Annotated in this window: 16 protein-coding genes and 1 pseudogene; 12 read left to right on the top strand and 5 right to left on the bottom strand. The window is 64.6% G+C overall.

Annotation, left to right across the window (positions count from 1 at the left end; all coding sequences use genetic code 11):
* Window positions 1-817 precede the first annotated feature (817 nt).
* The 6 genes and pseudogenes from RGU41_RS13655 to RGU41_RS13630 all read left to right on the top strand — a co-directional run bounded on the left by RGU41_RS13655 (window position 818) and on the right by RGU41_RS13630 (window position 7,202).
* Complete coding sequence (locus tag RGU41_RS13655) at window positions 818-1,885, top strand: glycosyltransferase (protein ID WP_322136534.1); 1,068 nt, start codon at window positions 818-820, stop codon at window positions 1,883-1,885.
* 220 nt (window positions 1,886-2,105) lie between these two features.
* A complete protein-coding gene (gmd, locus tag RGU41_RS13650; protein WP_322136533.1) occupies window positions 2,106-3,137 on the top strand; it encodes a GDP-mannose 4,6-dehydratase in 1,032 nt (343 codons plus the stop codon).
* 2 nt (window positions 3,138-3,139) lie between these two features.
* The gene (locus RGU41_RS13645) at window positions 3,140-4,123 is read left to right on the top strand and encodes a GDP-L-fucose synthase (RefSeq protein WP_322136532.1); all 984 of its coding nucleotides are present in this window, start codon (window positions 3,140-3,142) and stop codon (window positions 4,121-4,123) included.
* A 208-nt stretch (window positions 4,124-4,331) separates the two neighbouring features.
* Window positions 4,332-4,868: a sortase gene (locus RGU41_RS13640; protein ID WP_322136531.1), complete on the top strand. Its 537-nt coding sequence runs from the start codon at window positions 4,332-4,334 to the stop codon at window positions 4,866-4,868.
* Between the two features lie 193 nt (window positions 4,869-5,061).
* A pseudogene (locus RGU41_RS13635) lies at window positions 5,062-6,377 on the top strand (UDP-glucose dehydrogenase family protein).
* A 54-nt stretch (window positions 6,378-6,431) separates the two neighbouring features.
* The gene (locus RGU41_RS13630; RefSeq protein ID WP_322137358.1) at window positions 6,432-7,202 is read left to right on the top strand and encodes an HAD-IIB family hydrolase; all 771 of its coding nucleotides are present in this window, start codon (window positions 6,432-6,434) and stop codon (window positions 7,200-7,202) included.
* A 7-nt stretch (window positions 7,203-7,209) separates the two neighbouring features.
* Here the strand turns inward: RGU41_RS13630 and RGU41_RS13625 are convergent, their stop codons facing one another.
* Together RGU41_RS13625 and galU are read right to left on the bottom strand one after the other, a co-directional pair.
* Entirely contained in the window at window positions 7,210-7,518 is a 309-nt protein-coding gene (locus tag RGU41_RS13625; RefSeq protein ID WP_322136530.1) for a hypothetical protein, read from the bottom strand.
* A gap of 207 nt (window positions 7,519-7,725) precedes the next feature.
* Window positions 7,726-8,619: a UTP--glucose-1-phosphate uridylyltransferase GalU gene (gene galU, locus RGU41_RS13620; protein ID WP_322136529.1), complete on the bottom strand. Its 894-nt coding sequence runs from the start codon at window positions 8,617-8,619 to the stop codon at window positions 7,726-7,728.
* 200 nt (window positions 8,620-8,819) lie between these two features.
* On the opposite strand from galU, the gene RGU41_RS13615 reads away from it, so the two are divergent.
* On the top strand, window positions 8,820-9,848 hold the full coding sequence (locus RGU41_RS13615; protein ID WP_322136528.1) for an LCP family protein: 1,029 nt from the start codon (window positions 8,820-8,822) through the stop codon (window positions 9,846-9,848).
* Window positions 9,849-10,273: 425 nt separating this feature from the next.
* Window positions 10,274-11,032 (top strand): GntR family transcriptional regulator, encoded by a 759-nt coding sequence (locus RGU41_RS13610; protein WP_322136527.1) that lies wholly within the window; start codon window positions 10,274-10,276, stop codon window positions 11,030-11,032.
* Between the two features lie 36 nt (window positions 11,033-11,068).
* Here RGU41_RS13610 and RGU41_RS13605 read toward each other — a convergent pair whose 3' ends face one another.
* The 3 genes from RGU41_RS13605 to RGU41_RS13595 form a co-directional block, all read right to left on the bottom strand.
* Entirely contained in the window at window positions 11,069-11,431 is a 363-nt protein-coding gene (locus RGU41_RS13605) for a hypothetical protein (protein ID WP_322136526.1), read from the bottom strand.
* A gap of 158 nt (window positions 11,432-11,589) precedes the next feature.
* The gene (locus tag RGU41_RS13600) at window positions 11,590-12,096 is read right to left on the bottom strand and encodes a VanZ family protein (protein ID WP_322136525.1); all 507 of its coding nucleotides are present in this window, start codon (window positions 12,094-12,096) and stop codon (window positions 11,590-11,592) included.
* 250 nt (window positions 12,097-12,346) lie between these two features.
* Window positions 12,347-13,366 carry an ATP-binding cassette domain-containing protein gene (locus RGU41_RS13595; protein WP_322136524.1) on the bottom strand — a complete coding sequence of 340 codons (1,020 nt, stop codon included), beginning with the start codon at window positions 13,364-13,366 and terminating at the stop codon, window positions 12,347-12,349.
* Window positions 13,367-13,591: 225 nt separating this feature from the next.
* Between RGU41_RS13595 and RGU41_RS13590 the strand changes: the two genes are divergently transcribed.
* The 4 genes from RGU41_RS13590 to RGU41_RS13575 all read left to right on the top strand — a co-directional run bounded on the left by RGU41_RS13590 (window position 13,592) and on the right by RGU41_RS13575 (window position 18,109).
* Entirely contained in the window at window positions 13,592-14,620 is a 1,029-nt protein-coding gene (locus RGU41_RS13590) for an LLM class flavin-dependent oxidoreductase (RefSeq protein ID WP_322136523.1), read from the top strand.
* 109 nt (window positions 14,621-14,729) lie between these two features.
* On the top strand, window positions 14,730-15,362 hold the full coding sequence (locus RGU41_RS13585) for an IS607 family transposase (protein ID WP_322137357.1): 633 nt from the start codon (window positions 14,730-14,732) through the stop codon (window positions 15,360-15,362).
* 9 nt (window positions 15,363-15,371) lie between these two features.
* Entirely contained in the window at window positions 15,372-16,946 is a 1,575-nt protein-coding gene (locus tag RGU41_RS13580; protein WP_322136522.1) for a hypothetical protein, read from the top strand.
* Between the two features lie 155 nt (window positions 16,947-17,101).
* Window positions 17,102-18,109, top strand: a complete 1,008-nt coding sequence (locus RGU41_RS13575; RefSeq protein WP_322136521.1) for a hypothetical protein — start codon at window positions 17,102-17,104, stop codon at window positions 18,107-18,109.
* Window positions 18,110-18,165 lie beyond the last annotated feature (56 nt).

Here is an 18,165-nt window from a genome sequence, read left to right as displayed (position 1 = left end):
ACGAGTGCCGAACGACCGATATCAGCGCCGCCGAGGACAATGCATCGGGAAGTCACCCAAGCCCCGTCGCCTATCCGAATCGCCTTGGTAATCAGCGCCATGTCGCGACGATGGGCGTGGCTGCCTGTCGTTAGGAATGTCTCTTGCGAAATTGAAACATCATGTCCGATAAATACGTCGTCTTGATTGTGGAACCAAACCCCTTCGCCGATCCAAGAGTTCGCTCCTACGTGCAGCTTCCACGGGAACTTCACTCGGGTTCTGGGCCGGAATATAACACCTGGGCCAATGTCTGCACCGAATGCCCTCAGGACCCGAACGCGAAGCCCGGAACTGACTTGCCATGGATTCGTAACGAACAACAGCTCCGCGACAGCCCAAAGATAGATCACAAACTTAGGGCGGTCCCATGCTTCTCTCGAGCCAGGGGCTGCAGCAAGGCTGATGACCGGAATCTCACTTGGGTCCAGTTCATCAGACGGCCTATTCGTCATCTTGTCCTCGCCGTGTCGCGGATGGTCCTCCCGTGGGACACGCCCTAGGAGTTTCGGTCAACACCGTAAGCCTAGGGCCCACGTTCGCCTGCAACGGGGGTGGGAATCGCGCTCGGCTGACACGGGTACGGAAGGTCGTTCGGATGATGCCCTTACGTCATGAGAATGAAATCATGCTGTAACCCGAAGGGGGAGGCCCGAAACTGGACGACGCTAGGGTGTTAGTGAGTTCAGGAGCGCCTGTTTCGGGACCGGGCACACCTCCAGTTTGAGTAGTTGAACTGACTTTGAGCAAGTATCAAGAACCAGAAAGCAGATCGTCATTGACCAAGCAGACTCAGCTGAAGGTGCTCGTCATCGGCCTGAACTTCTCACCGGAGGTCACCGGGATAGCGCCATACACGAGTGGGCTTGTTCAGGGGCTTGTGGAACGCGGCTTCGCCGTCGATGTCATAACGGCACATCCTCACTACCCGGAGTGGAAAGTGCATGCCGGCTATGGCGGTGGAAAGACGTCCGAATTTCTAGATGGCGTTCGCGTCACACGGTTGCCGCACTACGTTCCATCCAGGCCCGAAGGCCTAAAGCGTTTGGCTTCTGAGATTTCCTTTGGAATACGCGTCATGTTTGCGAAATGGGGTCGCCCAGACGTGATTGTGATGGTGTCGCCAGCGCTTTTTTCGACCGCCCTCGCGATGCTCAGAGCGCGGATGAGCCACCGAAAGCGCATTGTTAACATTTGGATACAGGACCTCTATAGCTTGGGAATGGCCGAAACTGGGACCGGTTCAGATTTCATCACCAGGGTAGTGACTTGGGTAGAGAGGGTCACGATCGCGGCAGCATCGGGCGTGGTCGTAATTCATCCCCGGTTCGCCGCCCACCTGGGTGAAAAGTTCGGCATCGGATCTGCGCAAATTGAGGTAATTCGAAACTGGACCCACCTCAAACCGACGCCACCCTTCGATTTCACCGCCGTCCGTGCGACTCACGGCTGGAATCCCGATGAGACCGTTGTCCTACACGCTGGGAACATGGGGGTTAAGCAGGCTCTCGGGAATGTGGTCGAAGCCGCACGACTTGCGGAAGCACAGGACCTCCCGGTCCGCTTCGTTTTATTGGGAAACGGAAGTCAACGAGACGCGCTCATCGCCCAAGGAAGAGGCATCTCTCGACTGCAGTTCATTGATTCTCTCGACGACTTTGGTTTCCAAAGGGCACTCGCATCTGCAGATATCTTGTTGGTCAACGAGAAGCTCGGTGTTTCCGAGATGGCCGTGCCCAGCAAACTGACGTCTTATTACAATGCAGGTCGGCCCGTGATCGCGGCAACCGATCGACGAGGGGTGACTGCGGCCGAAATCGAGTCAGCGGGGGAGGAGTCGTTGTAGACGCCGAAGTCCCGCAGGCAATAATCGATGAGGCAATTGGGCTCCGGGACGACCCAGCGCGCGCTGCTTTGTTCGGCGCGAATGGAATGCGCTACCGCGCAGACGTCCTAGGGCAAGAAGTGGCCATTGACCGATTTGCTCAATGGCTAAGGGGCTTGACGTCAATGCAGGACCATGTCGATGGTCACTCGCGTTCGTTAGGCAAAGATGGAGGAAATTCATGACAAAGCGCGCTCTCATCACTGGAATTACTGGTCAGGATGGTTCGTACCTTGCCGAGCTCTTGCTCTCGAAGGGTTACGAGGTGCACGGGCTAATTCGACGTGCTTCGACGTTCAATACGGCCCGAATTGATCACCTGTATGTTGACCCGCACGACCCCGAGGCCAAGTTGTTCCTTCACTATGGCGATCTCAGTGACGGCAGCCGCCTTGTAACTCTGCTCGCCGAGATTCAGCCGCACGAGGTCTACAACCTTGCTGCGCAATCGCATGTTCGTGTGTCCTTCGACGAGCCCGAGCACACCGGTGACACGACGGGTATGGGCACCATCCGCCTGCTCGAGGCCGTACGCATGTCTGGTATTGAGACACGGTTCTACCAGGCGTCGAGCTCGGAGATGTTTGGGGCTACTCCGCCACCTCAGAATGAGGAGACCCCGTTCTACCCCCGCTCGCCGTACGGCGCAGCCAAGGTTTACAGCTACTGGATCACTAAGAATTACCGCGAGGCATATGACATGTTTGCCGTGAATGGAATTCTCTTTAACCACGAATCTCCGCGCCGTGGCGAGACTTTTGTTACTCGAAAGATCACACGCGCCGTCGCAGCCATCAAGGCGGGTAAACAGGATCATGTCTACCTCGGCAACCTCGATTCGATCCGTGACTGGGGCTACGCCGCAGAATATGTAGAGGGCATGTGGCGCATGCTGCAGGTTGACGAGCCCGATGACTTTGTCCTTGCCACCGGCGGAAACTTCACGGTGCGGGACTTCGTGGCAACCTCGTTCAGCCACGCCGGCCTCAAATGGGAAGATCACGTGCGCTTCGACGAGCGATACTTGCGCCCCACGGAGGTGGACGCACTCGTTGGCGACGCCTCCAAAGCTGAGGCCAAGCTTGGCTGGAAGGCCACGGTCGACACCGCTGAACTCGCCCGCATCATGGTGGACGCCGACATCGTCGCGCTCGAGCATGCGGGTGGCCACTGGATCGACGAGGTCAAGCTCGCGAGCTGGGGTACGAAGTAGTCATGGCTGACGACCGCGACCACGTCGAATTCGTGCCAGGAGTCCTGGATCGCTCAAGCCGGTTTTACGTCGCAGGTCATCGCGGCTTGGTCGGATCCGCGATCTGGCGCCGACTCGAGGCGGAGGGATTCACCGATCTGGTCGGTCGGAACTCTTCTGACCTGGATCTCAAGGACCGAGATGCCGTTTTCGCGTTCTTTGAGGAAGCGAAGCCGCGTTACGTAGTATTGGCGGCCGCGAAGGTGGGCGGGATCCTGGCGAACAGCACGTTCCCGGTCGACTTCTTGAGCGACAACTTGCGGATACAGGTGAACGTGCTCGACGCAGCCCTAAAGTATGGCGTCGAACGCCTCCTGTTTCTGGGATCGTCCTGCATCTATCCGCGTCTCGCCCCGCAACCAATACGAGAGGACACCCTCCTCACCGGACACCTCGAACCGACGAACGACGCCTACGCGATCGCGAAGATCGCAGGAATCCTGCAGATTCAGGCCGTTCGGCGCCAGTACGGCTTGCCGTGGATCTCAGCGATGCCGACGAACCTCTATGGTCCTGGAGACAATTTCTCACCGAAAGGGTCACACGTTCTTCCGGCCCTCATCCGTCGATATGACGAGGCGGCGCAGTCTGGCATCGCGACGGTTACCAACTGGGGGACAGGCACTCCACGCCGCGAGTTCCTACACGTCGACGACATGGCCGCAGCGTGTTTGCACTTGATGGAACACTACGACGGTCCCGAGCAGGTAAACGTAGGCACCGGGTCCGACGTGACTATTCGTGAAATTGCGGAGACAATCGCGCGGGTCGTGGGATTCACAGGAGAGACTCTTTGGGACACTGAGAAGCCGGACGGCACGCCCCAGAAACTCCTCGACGTCTCCAAGCTCGCAGACGCAGGCTGGACAGCTCAGATCGGGCTGGAAGACGGGCTTGTGTCAACGGTTCAGTGGTACCGGGACCACGTCACTAGCATTCGACAGTAGGGGTGTTGAGCGAAAAGCGAGCGCACGCCCGCGAGGCGTGCGCTCGCTTTTGGCCTACTCGGGTGTATGCAATGCAACGAAATGTTCACCCGATAGAAACACGCGAACTGGAAGCGGGCTGTGAATGTCCCCTAAAGTAGGGGGTAGCCTCACTCGAGGTCAGCCAGTGTCGGCGAAAAATCATTTGATCCACAGCAGGGATAACACCATGGCAAAAAAGATCCTGGCGGTGATTGGACTCGCAGTCCTCGCCGTTTTCGCAGTACCGGCCGCAGCTAACGCTGCCGGCTACGTCCCGGCAGCAAACGTTGCCGTCTCCGACAGCACCCCGGTTCCCGGCCAGGCAGTGACGGTCTCGTTCGACGGCGCGTCCTTCACGCCCGGCGAGAGCGTCTCCTTCGCTGTCACCGGTTCGGGCCTCGCCACTCTCTCCATCGTGAAGTCCGGAACCGCGACTCTCGTCAAGTCGGCCACCACCACCGGCGCAGCCAGCGTATCCGTCACGCTTCCGACGGATGCGACCGGTTCCTACACAACCACGGCCACCGGCCTCACATCCGGCACCGTCGGTACCGCGACACTCACCGTCGTGGCCGCTGACAACGGCGCCACCGGTCAGACCCTCGCCAGCACCGGCTATAACACCCCGGTCCTTCTGATCTGGGCGGCCGCTGGCGCGCTCCTCCTCGGTATCGCCCTCGTGGTTGTGCTGAGCTTCGTTCGCCGTCGCCGCGTAGCCGCGTAGCGTTTACTCAACAGGCAACTTCTTCCGACACTGTGTGAAGTTGATCGCCACGAAGTGAAACCCCCAGGAAGGCCCCGGACATCGTCCGGGGCCTTTCTTGACGCAGGAGGCAGGTGCGCTGCCGTCCGTTACACCGAGGTGAGTTCGATTCTCGGTTCCGCCGCCGTTAGGCTTTTTGTATGGAGTTAGACGTATGAAGATTTCTGTCATTGGTTGTGGGTATCTCGGGGCCGTGCACGCGGCCGCGATGGTCGAACTCGGGCACGAGGTCGTCGGTATCGACGTCGACGCGAAGAAGATCGCGCAGCTTGCCGTCGGACTTCCGCCGTTCTTCGAACCCGGCCTTCCCGAGATCCTGACCTCGGCCATGGCCACGGGTCGGCTCCGCTTCAGCACGGACATTGCCGAAGTTGCTGGCTCCCGCGTGCACTTCGTCGCGGTTGGCACCCCTCAGAGGCCCGGTAGCTACGCCGCAGACCTGACCTACGTCGACGCCGCCGTTCAGGCGCTCCTCCCGCACCTCAGCGCCGGAGACCTCGTCGTGGGCAAGAGCACCGTCCCCGTCGGGACCGCCAGCCGTCTCGGGGGCATCGTGGAGGCCTCCGGCACCGGGGCGACTCTCGCCTGGAACCCCGAGTTCCTGCGTGAAGGCTTCGCCGTGAAAGACACCATCAGCCCCGATCGTCTGGTCTACGGCGTTGCCGCTGGAGAGCCCGGCGAACATGCCACCGCGCTGCTCAACGAGATCTATGCCACCGCACTCGCCGCCGACACGCCCCTCGTGATTACCGACTTCGCCACAGCCGAACTCGTGAAGGTCGCGGCGAACGCGTTCCTCGCCACGAAGATCAGCTTCATCAACGCCATGGCCGAAATTGCCGAGGTCACCGGAGCCGACGTGACCCAGCTGGCCGACGCGATCGGCTACGACAACCGCATCGGCCGCCGCTTCCTCGGTGCCGGCGTCGGCTTCGGCGGCGGCTGCCTTCCGAAGGACATCCGCGCGTTCACAGCCCGGGCCGAAGAACTCGGTCGCGGCGAGTCCGTCGCATTCCTCAAGGAGGTCGACGCGATCAACCTGCGTCGACGTCAGCGTGCGATCGACCTCACCGTGTCGGCACTCGGCGGCAGCGCGTACAACGCCAAGGTGGCAGTGCTCGGCCTCAGCTTCAAGGCCGGCATTCCGACGATGTGCGTGACTCGCCCGCGCTCGACGTCGCCGTTCAACTGCACGGTCTCGGCGCCAACGTGGTCGCGACCGACCCGCAGGGCATCGAGAACTCGCGGGCGCGGCACCCGCAGCTCACCTACTCGACCGACCTGGAGGAAACGCTGCGCGACGCGGACGCCGTGGTGCTCGTGACCGAGTGGCCGGAATTCCGGCACCTCGACCCGGCCTGGGTCGGCGATCTGGTCAAGAACAAGATCGTCATCGACGGACGGAACTCCTTCGACGCCGCCGCCTGGCGCGCCGCCGGGTGGACGTACCATGGTCTGGGCCGTCCGTAACCACACCGACAGCGGGCATTCTCAGCATTCAGTTAGGAACACAGCACACCTATGATGACTCTTCCCCGCCTGGTGGCCTTCGACCTGGATGACACTCTTGCCGCCTCCAAGTCCCCGATCGACCCGCGGATGGCGGACCTGATGGTGCGCCTGCTCGGTGTTGTGGAGGTCTGCGTGATCTCCGGTGGCCAGATCGGCCAGTTCCACATGCAGCTCATTGACAACCTCATCGACGTCGACGATGAGGCGCTCGCCCGTTTGCACCTGATGCCCACCTGCGGTACGCAGTACTTCCTGCACCAGGCGGGCGGCTGGACTCAGATTTACGCGGAGTACCTCACCGACGACCAGAAGGCGCGAGCGCTCGCGGCCGTGGAGACCACGGCACGCGAGCTCGGGTACTGGGAGAGCGATACCTGGGGACCGATCTTGGAGGACCGCGGGTCACAGATCACGTTCTCCGCGCTCGGACAGGCCGCTCCGGTGGCCTCCAAGGTCGCGTGGGACCCGACAGGGAGCAAGAAGAACGCTCTGCGTGAAGCCGTGCAGGTACTGCTGCCCGACCTCGAGGTCCGGTCCGGAGGCTCGACCTCGGTCGACATCACCCGACAGGGGATCGACAAGGCCTACGGCATGAAGAAGCTCGCCCAGCTGACCGGTGTGCCTCTCGACGACATGCTCTTCGTGGGCGACCGCCTCGACGAGAACGGCAACGATTACCCGGTGCTTGCGCTCGGGGTCGAGTGCTTCGCTGTTGAGGGCTGGGAAGACACTGCCGCGTTCCTGGAGACGTTGATTCCCAAGCTCGCCGCCGCATCCGTCTGACGAGTCGTCAGCCTCCGTCGACTGGGACGTCCAGGGTGCTCAGCGTTAACTTGCGCTCGAGCTTCCGCCATTTCGCGAGCACGAGGGTGGCCCCGTCGGCGCGGAGGTCTTGGACGAGCCCGATCGTGAGTACAGCGCGCTTCATCGAATTGTTCCAACCCTGCAGGGGGTAGTAGACCGAGACGATCTTCGGCACGGCCTTCGGGTTGTCGAACTTGTCGAGAACGAGCGGGTGGATCGATTTTAGGTCGACCTGCCAGGCGGCAGGAAAGGAGTCGGGCGAGGGTGGCGGCGTTTCGGGGCGCGGTGACGACATTGTGAATCCTCTGGTGACGATTGGCGGGGTCGGGGCGGAATCGTTAGTGCACTCTGGCCAGAATACGGCCGAAGAAGTACGAACGTGCTGAACTTTTACAAAGCGCAATGTCCGGGAAATGAACTCGTCACGCACTGCCGGTGTACCCACAAGAAGGGGCACGGAACCAGACGGTTCCGTGCCCCTTCGGGGTGCTGCGTGCTCCCGCTATTCGAGGGTCGCGGCGAACTCCTGCAGCCAGACGCGCAGGTCCGGGCCGAGGTCGGGGCGGTCGACAGCGAGCTGCACGATGGCCTTGATGTAGTCGAGCCGGTCGCCGGTGTCGTAGCGGCGACCGCGGAAGATGACGCCATAGACGCCGCCCGTGAACTGCGGGTTGACCGCCATCACCTGCAGGGCATCGGTGAGCTGGATCTCGTTGCCCTTGCCGGGCTTGGTGTTCTGCAATACCTCGAAGATCTCGGGGCGGAGCACGTAGCGACCGATGATGGCCAGGTTCGACGGGGCATCCGCTGCGGAAGGCTTCTCGACCAGGCCGGTCACCTTCACCACGTCGGGGTCGTCCGTGGTCTCGACGGCAGCGCAACCGTAGAGGTGGATGGCCTCCGGCTCGACCTCCATCAGGGCGATGATCGTGGCGTTGCGTTTGGTCTGCTCGGTGAGCATCTTGGACAGCAGCACATCGCGGTCGTCGATGATGTCGTCGCCCAGGAGAACGGCGAAGGGCTCGAACCCGATGTGCATCCTTGCACGCAATACGGCGTGGCCCAGGCCGAGCGGGTCGCCCTGGCGCACGTAGTGCACGTCGGCGAGTCCGGTGGCGAAACGCACCTTGGCGAGGCGGTCCTGGTCGCCCTTCTTTTCGAGGAGGTCCTCGAGCTCGGTCATCCGGTCGAAGTGGTTCTCGAGCGCGTTCTTGTTGCGGCCCGTGATCATGAGCACGTCGGTGAGGCCGGCGGCGACGGCTTCCTCCACGACGTACTGGATTGCCGGCTTGTCCACGACCGGGAGCATCTCCTTGGGCATGGCCTTCGTGGCGGGCAGGAAGCGCGTACCCAACCCGGCGGCGGGGATGACGGCTTTGGTTATCTTCGTGGTCATGCCACTCAGGTTATTGAAGAAAGGTTACGGCGTCATTACGCGGTGATAGACGGCGTGTCGCCCCCCGTTTGCGGGTGTTTTTGGGCTTTCGTCCCCCGGGACAGGGTTTGCGGCACGAGCTATATTGTTTGCACCTGAAACGCACCGTTCTTACACCGCGACTGCTGGAGGCCCACCGTGTCGAATCCGAATCGAGAATCGTGACGGAGGCGGCCGCTGTACGCCAGCCGTCGGGGGTCTGGCGAATCACCTCCATCGTGCTCGTGCTCGTTCTGGCGGCGGCGGCCGGTGTCGCGAGCATCGGGTCCATCGTGGGGCGACTCTTCGACCTTAAGCTCCCCACCCTGTCTCACCCGTTTCCGGCGGATGCCGCCCGGCCGCCGGCATCGACCGGGCTCGCCGCGGGGGCGCAGAACATCCTGCTGCTGGGCTCGGACACGTGGGATCAAGTCAACGGTTCGCTCGTGAACATCAGTAAACAGCGCTCCGACACCATCATGGTTGTACACATTCCGGCAGACAGGCACCACGTCTACGTGATGTCGATCCTGCGGGACAGTTGGCTCGACCTGCCCGGCCATGGCTCGGACAAGATCAACGCGGCGCTCTCCTATGGCGGCGTTCCGCTGGCCGTGCAGACGATCGAGGGACTCATCGGCACGCGCATCGACCACGTCGCACTCGTGGACTACGCCGGGTACAAGGGGCTCACCGATGCGCTCGGCGGGGTGGACATCCTGAACCCGGTCGGTTTCCAGTCCTCCGCGAGCGATCACTACTACCCGTCGGGGATGCAGCACCTCACCGGCGACGAGACCCTCGCCTTCGCGCGCGAGTGGCGGGCGTTCCCCGACGGGGACTTCCAACGGGTGCGCAACCAGCAGCTGGTGATGCGGGCCACGCTCACCAAGGCGATGCAGCCGGAGACGCTGACCGATCCCGGCAAGGTCTCCGCCCTCTTGTCTGCGGTGCGTCCGTACATTGCCGTGGACGAAGGCCTCAACGTGGACTACCTGACGGCGCTTGCGGGGTCGCTGGCCAGCATCGGCTCGACGGATTTCACGTTCTTCACGGCGCCGACCAAGGGGATCGCGGTGTCGAGCGACGGGCAGTCGATCGTGAACCTCGACCTGGCGAAGCTCGCGACAGTGCAGCACGCGTTCCAGACGGATACCCTCGACACGTTCGAGCCAGAGTACCAGACCATGCAGATAGTCCCGGCGCCGTAGGTCCTGGGGCGGCAGTCGTACAGCGTGGCGTGGTCGTCGGGCCGGTTGCAAGGAAGTGACCTCTACCGCGGGGATGTGACACTGCGTGGCTGGCTCCTCAAGTCAGATTGTGCCTACGATGATCGCATGTTCATTCTGTTGTGCCCGAACTGCGACAGCCCTGTCGTGCGCGGGCCTTATGCCATGCTGGCGGAGCTTGACGTGCGGTCCTGGGTGGATCGGTGCCCGCGAGAGGGCTGCGGGTGGGAAAACTCGGGGATGGACCTGATCTGAGGCGAGGTCGACACCACAGCGGCGGGGGAGCGCTAACACCGAGCGTTAAAGTCGTTGCCCAGATGGCGCTTCTGGACGATAATCGTGTTCACCCGAAAGTGTTCTGCGCGTTCAGCGGTTTTGCGCGCATGCTCGTAAGAAATGGATAGGCCATGACGTCAGTGCAGACAACCCAAGCCACACGTGCTCCGGAGGGCGTGACGGGCGGGGAGGCCGCGTTCGAGTACCTCCGTCGTCGCATCCTTTCGGGCGAGATCCCCGCACGAGCGGTGATCAGGGAGCAGTCCCTTGCGGAAGAGCTGGGTCTCAGCCGCACCCCGGTTCGTGAGGCCCTCCGCCGCCTGCACGAGGCCGGGTTGGTGGACTTCACGCCCCATCGCGGTGCGACGGTCGTCTCCTGGACGAAGGAACAGGTGCGGGACACGTACGTGCTGCGCGGCGATCTGGAGAGTCGCGCCGCCGGCCTGGCTGCGGCCCGCATCGACGACGTCACTCTCGCTCGACTCGCTGACCTCATCGTGGCGATGGACGATTTTGTGCTGTCCACTGACGACGAGGGTGTCGCCCGCCTGGGCGAGCTCAACGCCGAATTCCACCACGTTGTCATAGCGGCATCGGGGGATCAGAAGCTGGTCCGGCTGATCAACTCCGTCGGCCGTGTGCCGATGATGGCGGAGGTCTTCCGCCGTGATGGCGGACATTTTCGGGCTATCAGCAACCACCACCATAGAGACCTCCTCGCCGCGCTCCGAACGCACGATGCGCTGTGGGCCGAAGCGACGATGCGCGCTCATGTACTCGGCGCGCGAAACGCGATTCTGGGCTGGGACGGTGCTGAGCCCGGACCTGGTGATGGTGCGGGGTTCGAGAATGCGGATGCGGGTCGTGGTGCGCGTTTTGATACTGACTAGGGGTCGGGGAACGGTGCACGCCGGGCTCGGACGGAGCTAGTAGACGTCGTCCCAGTGGTCTTCGGACGCCCAGTCGGCACTCGACGATGCGACCGCCCGTGTGGTGGTGATTCCGGTGTCGCGCTCGGAAGTGAGGACGTCGATTTGATCGCGCAGGACCGCCACTGCGCGGGACGTGTCACGTTCGGCCCCGAAGTCGTCCTCTGGAATGCTGATGAGTTCGCTGCCGGGGCCGACAAGAAGGTTGACGATTCTTTCGCTGCCGTCCAGGGTGAAGGAGGGAACCACAAGCAGTTCCGAATTGTGGCCGTACGTGAGCAGCGCTGTCAGCTCCAGCACCGCGTCGGCAACGGCATCCGTGGTGAGGAACGTCATGCCGCAGAACGACATTCTCTTCATGATTCCCCCGACCTTCGCAGCGCCGAGGCTGCCCGGCTGATAAGCAAAATGCTAGGCCATTCCCCGGCCGACGGCCAGTAAGAAAATTCGGCTCCCGTCATCACGGCCGGTGCTGAACTTGCCCGGCGTCCCCGGCCGAGGTTCCTCGGGACGGTGAGTTAGACATCCGCAGCGTGGGTGCGCGGGCGGGCGATCTCGGCGAGGATCAGCAGCACGAGGCCGAGGAGGGCGCCGACGACGGCCCCGCTCGTGTTGGCGATGACGTCGTTGAGGGTTGCGAAGCGGCTCGAGAGGAAGAGCAGCTGGCAGAGTTCGATCGTGCAGCTCGCGGCGAACCCGACGAGTATCGCCCACCACCAGCGCCGGGCGCCGGCGAGCACCACGATGAACACCCCGACCGGGATGAACAGCACGATGTTCGCACCGAACTCGACCGTGCTGTAGCGGAACCAGCCCGGGGCGCCGTGCTGGTGCAGCCAGTTGATCAGGTGCAGCAGCGGGCCGTCGATGTTGCGGTCGACCGGAACCGGCCAGAACGCGATCAGGGCGAGGGCGACCACATAGACGACGGCGAGGGCGATCACCCAGCGGCGCAGCAGCGGATGCCGGTGCCCGGTCCCCGCGGGGACGGACCGTCCCTGCCGTTCAGCGATCGTGTCGAACACCACAGCACCTCCCCGGAACAGAGCGGGTGAGCGACCGGTCCGACGGCGTCGGGTTGTGGACCACGTCACCATCGATCCGTCCACTGTATGCCTTCCGGCTGGTCGCCCGCTGGAGTCCGCGCGAACCAATTCGACGGAGTTCTCGGGTTTTTTGCACGCGGGACGGAGGTTGAACCGGTTCCGAACGGAAAAAGTCCGTCGAATCGGTCAGGGGCGGATGCGGGGCGGCGCGCGGTGTTGGGGGAGGGGGTTAGCCGGTGCCGGCGCCGTGGTAGAACGCGGAGGCGCCCACGGAGTGCAGCGCGACGACCTCCGGTACGCCGGACCTGGCCCCGGGTGCGAGGTCTGCGGGACTGAGGGTATACGGCTGGCGGGCGTCGAGCATCCGCTGGGTGTGCGGATGCTGCGGGGACTCGAGCAGCTCGTGGACCGAGCTTTGTTCGACGATGCGTCCGGCCTGCAGAACCGCGATGTGCTCGCAGCACTCGGCGGCGACGCCGACGTCGTCGGTGACCAGGATGAGCGCGAACTGGTGCTTGCTCTGCAGGGCGCGCACGAGGCGGAGCAGGTCGGTGAGCGGGCGTGCGTGCGCGGGGTCGGCGGGGATCGCGGCGATGAGGAGCTCGGGGTCAATGGACAGGGCCGCGGCGACGGCCACACGCTGGATGACGACGGGGGAGAGGTCGCCCGGGTAGGAGAGTGCGACGACTTCGGGGTTGTCCAGGCCGACGCGGGCGAGGGCCTTGAGGGTGCGCGCGCGGGCAGCGGGGCGGTCGAGGCCGAGGCGTCGCCGGAGCGGGGTCGCGAGCTGGCTGAGGATGGTGCGGGTGGGGTCGAGGGAGCCCAGCAGGTCGGGCGGAAGGTATCCAATGTTCGCGCCGAGCAGGCGCGCCTGGGCGTGACGGTTCAGACCGACGAGTTCCTGGCCATTGAACAGGATCGACCCGTTCGTCACGGTCTTGGTCGGGGGCAGCAGGCCGGCGACGGCGAGCGCCGTGGCGGTCATGCCGCTGCCGGACTCGCCGACGAGGGCCAGCGACTCGCCCTGCATCAGGGTGAGCGCGACCCGGGACACCTCTTGTTCACCGGGCGTTGCGGCGCGGCCTCGGGTGCCCGGACGTGTGGCGGCCACGGTGAGTCCGCGCACGTCGAGCAATGCCATCGCTCGGAACGCGTGTGAGGGCATCGGGTCCTGGTCGGCGCGTTCGCGCTGCGAGAAGGAAGACTTGGAACCGGCATCAATGACGGTGTGGTCACGTAATTGGTTCATGGCCGGGCCTATCGTGTGCTGTTGGTGGTGATACTGTATCCAATCGAATGTGCCTTTGGTCAGATCCGGAGAGACTCTCAGGAACGGCATAACTCCTGCACATCCTCTCGAAACAGGCCCAAAGTGCCCACTTTGCGGGGTTATCCGAGAGTTTGCAGGAGTTATGCACCGGCGGGGTGCGCAAAGCAGGGAATCTCGCACGTTCAAACGTTGTTTGAATAGAAGATGAAAACTTTGCCGATCAGCGTGCTCGACCTGGCCAGCCGCCCCGCGGGCGGCACGAACGCGGAGGCCGTGGCCGGCAGCATCCGTCTGGCGCAGCGTGCGGAGGAGCTCGGCTACGACCGGTTCTGGGTGGCCGAGCACCACAACATGCCGGCGATCGCCTCGAGCGCGCCGCCCGTGCTGATCGCGGGGATCGCGGCGCGGACGACGCGGATCCGGGTCGGGTCTGGCGGCGTGATGCTGCCCAACCATGCCCCGCTCGTCGTCGCCGAGCAGTTCGGCACGCTGCGCGCCCTCTACGGCGACCGGATCGACCTCGGCATCGGGCGGGCGCCCGGCACAGACGGCGCGACGGCGCTCGCCCTGCGCCGGAGCGAATCCGGGCTGGGTGTCGACGACTTCCCGCAACAGCTCGTGGACCTGATCGGGTTCTTCCACGGCGGCATGGCGGCGGACAACCCGCTGCGCGGCATCACGGCCTACCCGGGGCTCGGCGACGCCCCGGAGATGTGGCTGCTCGGCTCGAGCGGGTTCAGCGCTCAGCTCGCCGGTGCGCTCGGGCTGCCGTTCACGTTCGCGCACCACTTCGAGGGCGAGCACACCGAGGAAGCCCTCGACCTGTACCGGGCGCACTTCGAGCCGAGCGCGTTCCTGGCCACCCCGCACGCGATGATCGCGGTCGGGCTGATCAGCGACGACGACCCCGAAGTGGTGCGCCGGGAGTCGCTGCCCGGGCTGATCACGTTCCTGCGGATGCGGCAGGGCAAGAAGCCCGCTCCGGTGTCGCTCGAGGAGGCGCTCGCCTACCGGTTCACCGAGTACGAGCTCTCGTTCGTGGCGTCCCGGAATCGCCGCCAGGCCGTGGGCACCCCGGCCGAGGTGGATGCCCGGCTCACGGCGCTTCTCGATGCCACCGGGGCCGACGAGCTCATGCTCAGTGCACAGTCCGCGACACTTGCGGGGCGCATCCGCTCGCTCGAGATCGCGGCCGGCCTGAGGGCGGACCCCGCGGAGCCCGCCACAGCATAATACCCCTGTTCGGGGAAGAAACTGAGGGGTTGCTAGCTGCTGCCGTGTGAGAGCGTTTGAAGCCGCTTAGTGTCGTTTGGCAACGTTTTTCGCCGCATGTCTTATTGGTATGAACCTTAAAGACTGGGCTGTTTCCAATAAGCTGCACCCGCAGACCGCGTATCGGTGGTTTGAAGCTGGCGTCCTCCCGGTCCGTGCGGAACGCGTGGGACCCCGGATGGTCATGGTCTTCCCCGACGCTACGGAGACTGTGGCGCCGGTCAGTGTCGGTGGTCTGGGGTTGTATTCGAGGGTGTCCTCCCATGACCAGAAAGCTGACCTCAACCGGCAAGCCGACCGGCTGAACGCGTGGGCGTTCGCCAGCGGACTACCGGTAGTCAGCGCCGTGTCTGAGGTGGGTTCAGGGATGAACGGGTCCCGGCCGAAACTCCGGAAACTCCTCGCGAACCCCGAAGTCACCACCATCGTGGTCGAGCACCGGGACCGGCTCGGCCGGATGAACACCGAACTCGTCGAAGCCGCCCTGTCCGCGTCCGGCCGGCGCCTCGTGGTCGTGGACTCTACCGAGCTGGACGACGACCTCGTCCGCGACATGACCGAAGTCCTCACCTCATTCTGCGCCCGCTTGTACGGGCGGCGGAGCGCGGCTAACCGGGCGGCCGCCGCTGTCGCCGCGGCCGCGGAATCAGCGGACCCTGTCGGCGACGTGACTCCCCCGCGCATGTACTCAATGGAAAGGTAAGCCCGGTTCATGGCGGCACGGAAACGAACGAAGAAACTGCGCACGATCGCAGCTCCGTTCGTGTGCCTGCCGCCGACGGGGACCAGTACTCGCACTCGTCTGCGCCCGACCTCGGCCGAAGCCGATGACCTCCGGATCATGGGCAACTACCTAGGCCGGCTCTACCGGACAGACCTCGCCATCCGCGTTAGCAAAGGCACAGTCCCGGTTTGGGAGAACGGGCGCGCGGACCGGAAACGGGAGCTCACGAAGTACTCGTCCTCCCGGTGGGCAGGCGCGATCACCCGCGCCGCCGAAGACCAGTACCAGCTCGGAATGCGCGGGCTGACCGCGTACTGCGACACCCTCACCACCAACATCCGACAGCTCGAGAAACGCCTGGCCGTGCCCGTGGGCACCGTCGACGCGGCGAAGACCCGCGGCTACCGCACCCCAGCCGAACACCGGGCGAAAACACTGCGTTTGCGCCACCAAGAAGCCGCCCTCGTGACCGCGTCCGCCAGGCTGTCACTAGGATCCCCCGCCATCGCCGTTGGCGGCGGGCAGCTCTGGGGAGCACGCCAGAACCTTGCCGCGGCCGGCCTGACCCGGGGCCAGTGGCGGGCCCGGTGGGATGCCGCCCGCATGTTCCTGACCGCCGACGGTGAATCCGGGGCGCCGTGGGGCAACCAGACCATCCGCGTGGAAACCGACGGCACCCTGGTCATCAAAGTCCCCACCGGGCTCACGGACATGATGGGCGCGAAGCTCCGTCTGAGCGTCCCGGTCGGCTTCGAACTCCGCGGCGCGGAATGGGCGGACCGGGCCGCTCAGAACCAGGCCATCCGATACGACATCACCTTCGACGCGGACAAGGAACGCTGGTACCTGAACGCATCCTGGTCCTACCAAGACGCAGCCGTGATCCCTCCGGTCACAGCGTTGCAGGGCGGCCGGATCATCGGGGTGGACTTGAACGCGGACCACCTCACCGCAGGCATCGTTGACGCGTCCGGGAACCCCGTCGGAACCCCCGCGATCATCCCGCTGCTCGTGGCCGGCCTGTCCGCGAGCACCCGGGACGGGCACCTCCGCCAAGCGATCACCACCCTCCTCGACCACGCCGAAGCCGCCGGCGCTGCCGCGATCGCGATCGAGGACCTCAACTTCGTCGACGCCCGCACCACCGGACGAGAAACCATGGGCCGCGGCCACCGGGGGAAGAAATTCCGTCGGACCGTCGCCGGGATCCCGACCGGCGCCTTCCGGGACCGACTCACTGCGATGGCCGCTAACCGCGGCATCTGGATCATCGCCGTTGACCCCGCCTACACCTCCCGGTGGGGAGAGCAACACTGGGCGAAACCGCTCCAAAAAAGAACTTCCAGTCCTACCGTCACCCGCCATCAGGCGGCCGCGGTAGCGATCGGTAGACGAGCTCACGGGCACAGCATCACACGTCGAAAAGACGGGGTCCGCAGCCAACAGAGGATGACTGCGCCCACCCCTCCCGCCGACGCGATGGTGAAGCCCGTGAACACGCGAGCACCATCCGGGACTGTGACAGGTCTGCCCCGCCGCCCGCTTCCAAGGCCGACCGGCTAAGCAGAAACCACGCAGCAACAAAACCAAGACCGTTCGGGTAAACGTACGTTTGAAACTAAAACGTACTCACAAAGGAACGGTAGTCACGTCCCGCTGACCGGGATTTACTGACTGGGCCGTCCCCACCCGAACAGGGGCGGCACGGGCAGGTTGCTATGGACGCGCCACAACACCGGTCGTGGTTCCGCCGAACGGTCGGCGGGTGCGACCGCGTCGTCGGGGCCGTGAGCCTCGTGCTCGTTGCGGCGACGCCCACGTTCGCCGCAGCCCGCATCACAGCGGATGCCCCCGCGCCCGACCCTGCCTCCGCGTCCGCCGCTGTCGCGCCCGGCTCCGGCACCACGTCGGCCGCCGGGGCCCGCGCGACCGCCTCCGCCTCGCCCGCAGAATCCACGTCCGACCCGTCCGACTCGGCGGTCGGCGCCGTCGGGTCCGGCAGGTACGCGAACCTGCAGCGCACACCATTCCGGTCGAGAGTGACCTTTGTGCCGGTCACTCTCGACCGGAAAGGTGCCTCTCCCGGTCTCGTCGAGTGGCAGTCTCCACGGCCGGGGTTCCCCGGGGCGGCGGCCCGGCTCGCGTTCGGCGCCACGCAGTCCACCGCCGCGCACACGGAACGGATCGCAGAAGCGGCGCGCATCGCCGAGGTCGCACGGGTCGCGGAAGTTGCCCGGGTTGCCGAGGTCGCACGGGTCGCGGAGGTTGCCCGGGTTGCGGAGGAGGCGCGGGTCGCGGAAGCTGCGGCCGTTGCTGCCGAGGCGGCACGGGTCGCCGCGGCCGCGCAGGCCGTTGCGGAGGCGGAAGCGGCAGCATCCGCCGCCGCGCAGGGCGTGCCCACCTACACAAAATACGTCTGGACCAGCGGCTGGCAGGCCGAGATCGACAGCTGCCAGGGTGCCGTCGACCTGAGCGGCAACTACGGAGTCGCGGTGATCGCCGAGCACTGGTCGTGCGGCGGGTCGCACTTCCCGGCGGACGGCACGCTCATCGCGCTGACCGGGGTGCGGTCGGGCACCTACCGGGTCGGCGCGGTCGTCGCGATCCTCAACGCGAACACCGAACGCACCGACTCCATCCCGCGCGGCTACGACCTGCTGTACCAAACCTGCATCAACGGTTCGAACGCGACCATGTCGTTCACCGAGCTCACCCGGGTCGGCTGAACCGCTGCATCCGCTCGCTGCTTGCGAATCTGGGCGGGGCGGCCGGCGGGGCGACA

Origin of the sequence: Cryobacterium sp. 10C3 (assembly GCF_034314285.1) — a bacterium.
Classification (GTDB): Bacteria; Actinomycetota; Actinomycetes; order Actinomycetales; family Microbacteriaceae; genus Cryobacterium; species Cryobacterium glucosi.
The sequence above is the reverse complement of the archived record's forward strand: the minus strand, read 5'-3'. Positions and strand labels throughout refer to the sequence as shown.

What these genes read in the sequence shown, in the direction of transcription:
- gmd (WP_322136533.1), top strand. Translation starts at nt 2,106, where the DNA reads ATGACAAAGCGCGCTCTCATCACTGGAATTACTGGTCAGGATGGTTCG.
- RGU41_RS13610 (WP_322136527.1), top strand. Translation starts at nt 10,274, where the DNA reads ATGACGTCAGTGCAGACAACCCAAGCCACACGTGCTCCGGAGGGCGTG.
- RGU41_RS13605 (WP_322136526.1), bottom strand. Translation starts at nt 11,431, where the DNA reads ATGAAGAGAATGTCGTTCTGCGGCATGACGTTCCTCACCACGGATGCC.
- RGU41_RS13575 (WP_322136521.1), top strand. Translation starts at nt 17,102, where the DNA reads ATGGACGCGCCACAACACCGGTCGTGGTTCCGCCGAACGGTCGGCGGG.
- RGU41_RS13640 (WP_322136531.1), top strand. Translation starts at nt 4,332, where the DNA reads ATGGCAAAAAAGATCCTGGCGGTGATTGGACTCGCAGTCCTCGCCGTT.
- RGU41_RS13580 (WP_322136522.1), top strand. Translation starts at nt 15,372, where the DNA reads ATGGCGGCACGGAAACGAACGAAGAAACTGCGCACGATCGCAGCTCCG.
- galU (WP_322136529.1), bottom strand. Translation starts at nt 8,619, where the DNA reads ATGACCACGAAGATAACCAAAGCCGTCATCCCCGCCGCCGGGTTGGGT.
- RGU41_RS13585 (WP_322137357.1), top strand. Translation starts at nt 14,730, where the DNA reads ATGAACCTTAAAGACTGGGCTGTTTCCAATAAGCTGCACCCGCAGACC.
- RGU41_RS13590 (WP_322136523.1), top strand. Translation starts at nt 13,592, where the DNA reads ATGAAAACTTTGCCGATCAGCGTGCTCGACCTGGCCAGCCGCCCCGCG.
- RGU41_RS13630 (WP_322137358.1), top strand. Translation starts at nt 6,432, where the DNA reads ATGACTCTTCCCCGCCTGGTGGCCTTCGACCTGGATGACACTCTTGCC.
- RGU41_RS13595 (WP_322136524.1), bottom strand. Translation starts at nt 13,366, where the DNA reads ATGAACCAATTACGTGACCACACCGTCATTGATGCCGGTTCCAAGTCT.
- RGU41_RS13645 (WP_322136532.1), top strand. Translation starts at nt 3,140, where the DNA reads ATGGCTGACGACCGCGACCACGTCGAATTCGTGCCAGGAGTCCTGGAT.
- RGU41_RS13625 (WP_322136530.1), bottom strand. Translation starts at nt 7,518, where the DNA reads ATGTCGTCACCGCGCCCCGAAACGCCGCCACCCTCGCCCGACTCCTTT.